At 36.7% G+C, this 1,486-nt stretch carries 1 protein-coding gene; it reads right to left on the bottom strand.

What is annotated here, in order from left to right:
* The coding region (locus IEV63_RS12885; protein WP_229737266.1) for a hypothetical protein at positions 1–1,486 on the bottom strand (1,486 nt) is incomplete at both ends.

Raw genomic sequence — 1,486 nt, 5'->3', positions numbered from 1 at the left:
GATAGTAAAGCCACCACCATTATATGAACCAGAAAAGCTTTCGCCTAAATCATTAGCGATTACTATCCAGCCTCCGTCTGTACCTGAACAACCCCAAAACTCTGTTGAAGCTGCATCTATATTTGCTGTTTGTTCGAAAACTTCACTCCAACTAGAAGGGTTTTCAGAAATCCAAAGTAAATTTTCTAAACTAGTAATTAAATACGGGTCTAAAGAAGTTCCTGTACCAGTAGGTGCTACTGAAACCGGAGTAATTTGATCGCTTTCAAAACTAGGATATCCATCATTAATTGTTGCACTTATATCCCAAATATCGTCTGTACCATTGGCCGTTTCACAAACAAAATCCCAACCAACAGCAGTAAAGGTTGCTTCTAACTTTAAATTGGCAGTAGTCTCACCCGTTGCATCACTATTGTCTGTAGATGTAATATCACTATCGTAAAAAGAGTTGGTAACTAAATCAACCCCGGTTTGATTTCCAAAGGCACTTTCAGTACCATTCTGATCATCCAATAAGTTAATACTGCTTGTTGTATAAGCTTTATCAATACTGCCTGCATCCATTTGTCCAACAAATCCACCAACAAATTCAGAACCCATGGTAATTGTAGCTCTAGAATAAGAATTAGCAATAAGACCACCATCCATTTTACCAAGAAAACCTCCTGTAAAACCAACTGCGTTTCTTAAATTGGCATTGGCATAAGATATAGAAATACTTCCACCGCTCATTAAACCTACAAGACCACCCATATTACAAGCTGGTGGCGAAGGGTCAAAAATCGAAAAAGGAATTTCTAATACATTACTTTCAAAAATATGGACACCAATAACATTGGCTCCACTTATTATTTGCCCTGCTAAAGCACCTGCATTAGTAAACTCTGCAATAAAACTTGTGTTTGCAAAACTTAGGTTACTAACTTCACCAGCTAGAACATCAAAAAAACCAGCGTTTGGAATATTAGCGTTAATAGTAAGGCCGTTTATTTCGAATCCCCCACCTTGATAAACACCAGTAAAGTTTGCTGTATCACTCACACCAATAGGAATCCAACCTTCGTTATTACAACCCCATTCACTAGTAGAAGATGCATCTATATCATTTATTTGCTCAAAGTTAGCATTCCAAGAAGTAGGGTTAGTTGTTATCCAATATAAATTACCAAGATTAGTTATTAAATAAGGATTTCCAACACTACCATCTCCATCAGGCTCTATAGCTTCAATAAATATATTTTCTTCACCATCAAAATTAGGATATCCGTCATTATTTGTTGCATCTATATTCCAAATATCATCTGTACCATTGTCCGTTTCACAGACAAAATCCCAACCAGCGGTTAGAAAAGTGGATTCTAAATTTAAATTTACAGTAGTCTCGCCCGTTGCATCACTATTGTCTGTTGATGTAATATCACTATCGTAGAAAGAGTTGGTAACTAAATCAATGCCAGTTTGATTTGCAAATCCAGCGGGATCT

It is taken from the genome of Psychroflexus salis (assembly GCF_014640175.1).
Taxonomy (GTDB): Bacteria; Bacteroidota; Bacteroidia; order Flavobacteriales; family Flavobacteriaceae; genus Psychroflexus; species Psychroflexus salis.
Note: the sequence above shows the minus strand (reverse complement) of the source record. Positions and strands in the feature narration are given on the sequence as shown.